2 protein-coding genes are annotated in these 4,794 nt (G+C 37.4%); both read right to left on the reverse strand.

Going from position 1 to position 4,794, the window contains the following annotated elements; translation table 11 throughout:
* Positions 1 to 129 precede the first annotated feature (129 nt).
* Complete coding sequence (locus QUH73_RS20525; RefSeq protein WP_289532316.1) at positions 130 to 1,962, reverse strand: RagB/SusD family nutrient uptake outer membrane protein; 1,833 nt, start codon at positions 1,960 to 1,962, stop codon at positions 130 to 132.
* A gap of 52 nt (positions 1,963 to 2,014) precedes the next feature.
* On the reverse strand, positions 2,015 to 4,794 hold a 2,780-nt coding region (locus QUH73_RS20530), incomplete at its 5' end, for a SusC/RagA family TonB-linked outer membrane protein (RefSeq protein ID WP_289532317.1).

The raw sequence follows: 4,794 nt of genomic DNA on the forward strand, positions 1-4,794 counted from the left end.
TACTATTATTGGCTTGTACTACTTATCTCTTTTCATACGCAGATGAATCAACAAACTTTATCCATGTAAAAAGGTGCCTTGCGATGTTCAAACACCAACAAGACACCTTTCTCATTTTACCACCACTAACTAATAACCATCATTTTGTATGATATCAGGATTTTTATCCGTTGTTAAAGTCGGAATCGGCATGTACATCAATCTTGGAGCCCAAACCTTATTCGCACTATTATTTCCAATAGGATCTAAGGTTTGACCATTCATTACAACACTTGCTGCCTGGTCGCCTTTTATACCACCATTACGGGCAGAATCCTCGTAAAGACGAATATCGAAGTAACGCAGACCTTCTCCAGCCAATTCAACACGACGTTCGCGACGGATAAAATCAACCCCTGCTTCTTTTCCCAAACCAGCAGGTACATTTGGCATTCCGCAACGAGTGCGTAATTCATTTAAAACAGTTGTAACTGTTCCATCGTAAGCCGTGTTTTGAGTATGTGCCTCTGCATAGATCAAATACATTTCAGCCAATCGAATTACAGGAAAATCTTCACCACTCATATGGTAAGAATCGCCCCATACTGAGGCAAGATCATCACCACCACTCATTTTACGAAAAACAAAACCAGTTTGTCCGTAATTGTTATTATCATGTCTGTATTCAAAATAACTACCATCAACAAAGGTATTTACCGCCGAAAAAGGAAAAACAATTGAAGCATACATTCTACTATCTCGATTTAGAAACTGCTGCATGTAATTTTTCTGCACCAATTCATCTTTAATCGTTGAAACAGCTTCGCTAAATGAGATATTATCCGCGACTGTACTTTCAATACCATCGGCACCATTCTGAATCGTTCTAACTTCACTCTTTAAGGCTTTAAAATCTGCTACACGGCTTGTTACTGATGCCAAAGTAGGTTTTGTTTTACCATCTCCCATCCAGTAAACATCTACAAGATCTTGAATTGGCGCAATTGTTGCCCAAGCTTCCTTACTTGATAAATTTGGAGCCAGGAATGAAGTTACCCGATTAAAATCTCCAAAATCCTCATTTGCCTTGTACTCTTTTGCTAATATAGTTTCTGGATTGTCATTGCCTTCGGCATGCCACAAATTCATGTAGTTAAAAATCCCTTTAATAAAAGCATCTTCATCTATACCCAATTGATCAAAATCTACCAGTGATTTAAAAAAATCTGCATCCTTCTGCATTTCAGCAGTTAGTTCACCAATGGTATAAAGCTGGTATCCACCATTATCAATCACATATTTAGCTGCTTGTTCAGCCTCGGCGTAAGCACCAAAATAGTAGGCAAAACGAGCCTTTAATGCATAAGCTATAGACTTAGTAAAACGGCCAGGATCATTCACTTCCGGAAGTAAAGCAATTGCTTCATCAAATTCCTGAAGTATCCATGCGCGAACCTGATCTTTTGGTTCGCGAGTAAGGATTTCAAAATCGTTTTCAACTGTTTTTACTAAAGAAATATCTCCATAAAACAATGTTAAATTTGCATAATGCCAGGCTCTCATCACACGAGCTTCACTTTTATACTTGCTGCGAAGTGCCTCATCCACTTTATCAAACTCATCAACCTTATTAATAATCAGGTTACAAACTCTTACAGAACCATAGGTATTACCCATATCACCATAATTTTTCCATTCTCCATATCCAAAACTTTCAGATCCGGAAATGGTATTCGTTTGAATTTTAGCTCCATGACTATCCCAGGAATTACGTGAATAACCATTATCGGCATAGCCATCGTAAAAAGCAACATCAGAACCAATAACCTGATTGTAAACTGAATTTCTTAAATTCTGTAATTGGGACGCATCCACTTTTGATGGATCCAAAGACCCCTGTGGTGCTTTATCCAGAAAATCATCTGAACAACCCGTCCCTATCAAAAGACTCGCACCTATAAAGAGTTTTATAATATTTTTCATACTCTATTTTTTTTATTTTGACATAACTCAAGGGCTATGTTGTTATCACTAATTAAAACGTAACCGAAACTCCTGATGTAAATGTTTTTACGCCCAATTGAGCTCCACGTCCTGAAGAACGTTCAGGATCGAAATCTTTCATACGATGATCACCTCTAATTGTAAAAGGATTATCGGCTGACAAATAAACCCTTACTTGGTTAAGACCAATTTTTCGTGTTAGTTCCTTAGAGATATTATAGCTTAATGAGATATTCTTGATCCGGAAATAAGAAGCATCAAACAACCAATAGGAAGACATTTTATTATTGTATGTGTATCGGTCATCTGTCTCTCTAAATAACTTTGGATAATTAGCATTTTGATTTGTTTCTGTCCAATTGTCCAATTGCCAGTTACGAGGTACTGAATTATTAAAGAATGCCTGAGAAGCCTCATTATCCATATACATCTTTACCCCGGAAACACCCTGACCAGTAACAGAAAAAGAAAGATCCTTATAACTAACTTCCAAATTCATGCCGTAAGTAAAATCAGGAACATCTTTTGCAACAATCGTTCTATCCTTAGCATCAATTACACCATCTTCGTTTTGATCTACAAACTTTACCATACCAGCTTCCGGCATTTGTGTACCGTAAGGTATCACCTTTCCATTGCTTACATCATCAGTAGAATAAAGACCGTCTGCCTCCAGCATATAAAATGCCCCAACAGATTCACCTTTTTCTAAAATAAAATAACTAGAAGGAGGTAATTGTTCAACCTTATCACCAAGATCTAATATCTTATTTTTATTATATGCCATATTAAAACCAAACTGATAAGAGAAATCACCAATTTCCTTGCGGTGAGTTAAAGCCAATTCGATACCACGATTACGAACACTTCCCACATTTCGGGCAGGAACCTTAGCACTACTTAATCCTGTTTCAGCATAAACATCCTCTGCTTGAATTAAGATATCATCAGTAATTCTGTTGTAAAGATCCATTGAAACCCCTAAAAGACCATTACCAAAAATAGCATCAACTCCAAAGTTTGTAGTCGTAGCAGTCTCCCAAGTCAAATTAGGATTTCCAATACGTCCTTCAACTAAAGTTGGGACAACTACACCATTAACCAATGCGGTTCCACTTGCTTCGTAAGTTGAGTAAGTATCATACAAACCAACATTATTAATATTACCATTTTGTCCCCAAGAGGCTCTCAGTTTTAAATTATCCAACCATTCAACATCAGTTAAAAATGCTTCTTGATCCATTCTCCATCCTGCTGAGAATGATGGGAAATATCCCCAACGTCCTTCTTTAGCAAATCGAGAAGAAGCATCGGCACGTAAATTAGCCTCAAATAAATATTTTTGATTGTAATTGTAAGTTAATCGACCAAAATAAGACAGTGTACTTGATTCTTGTACATCCCCCTCTGTTGTCAATTGCTTTTCTGGATCTCTTGATCCTCCATCAAAAGCATTCATGTCGTTACTGGCAAAATCTTTTCGTCCAACTTTTAAATTCTTAAAAGTATAGGTATCGGCATGTATTCCCGCCATAGCAGAAAGATTATGCACCTCATTTAAAGTCTTTTCATAATTCACCCATCCATCGTAGTTTAACTTCTCGGAATACTGCCAATCCATGTTCATCTGATTCACATCTGATTCTGTACCAGAAATAAGTCCGGAAGAAGGATTCAGAAAACTAGGAACACCTTCTTTTTTATTCTGAAAAGAAAATCCTCTGTAATCCCAGTACCTATAACCAATTTGATTACTAATCTTTAAACCTTCCATTAGAGTAATTTCTGCTGTCATGGAACCCAAAAGGTGTTTGGTATCCGAATTAGCACGTCCACTTTCTTCTAAAGTTCTTAGTGGATTGGCATTAATCTGCGCCGGAGAAGCCTCCGAATTATCACGAATCGATCCCCAATCTCCATTGGTGTGTTTGGCAACTTGAGTTGGAGGAACACGTAAAAACTCAGTTAATGCAGCATATCCTTTTTCCCGATCGTATTTTTTATAAATAAAATTCACATTAGAGGTAACAGTCAACCAAGGCTTTAATTTAGAAGTCGTTTTCGATGAAAAATTATAACGATTAGTTGCTTCTCCAGGCGTGAAAGTTTCGTTTCTTAAAAAACCCAAACCAAAAGCATATGTTGTTTTATCACCACCTCCAGAAAACAACATGTTGTGCTTTGTGAAAAGAGCTTTATCGTCCAATACTTCATCAAACCAATTGGTATTTGGATAACGATCAAGATCTGAACCTGCCTTGTAGTTTGCTACATCTGCTGCACTAAAACGCAAACCATCTTCACCAACACCACTATTTAACTCCGAAGTACGATACATTTCAGCATAAGTCCATGAATCAACAACTTCTGGTGTATAAGTAGAGGTGCTAAATCCGACAGATCCATTGTAGACCACTTGCAATTTCCCTTTGGTTCCTGTTTTAGTAGTCACTAAAACAACCCCATAAGCAGCTTTTGCTCCATATATCGCAGCCGAAGAAGCATCCTTTAAGAAGGAAAGATTCTCAATCACACTAGGATCCATATTACCGAAAAAATCAGAACTCACTTCAATACCATCCACAATATAAAGAGGAGAAGATGAACCTAAATTTCCTCGTCCACGAATATTGATTGAAGTCCCACCTGGGCGAGAGATAATAGTTACTCCCGGAATTGCTCCCTGAAGTGATTTCAAGATGTTTTCGGTTGGTCTATCCTCAATTTTCTTCGCATCAATCGAAACTACAGATCCGGTCATATTAGACTTTTTTTGCACTCCGTAACCAACAACAATAAGCTCATCAAGTA

Source organism: Labilibaculum sp. K2S, from assembly GCF_030372765.1.
Taxonomy (GTDB): domain Bacteria; phylum Bacteroidota; class Bacteroidia; order Bacteroidales; family Marinifilaceae; genus Labilibaculum.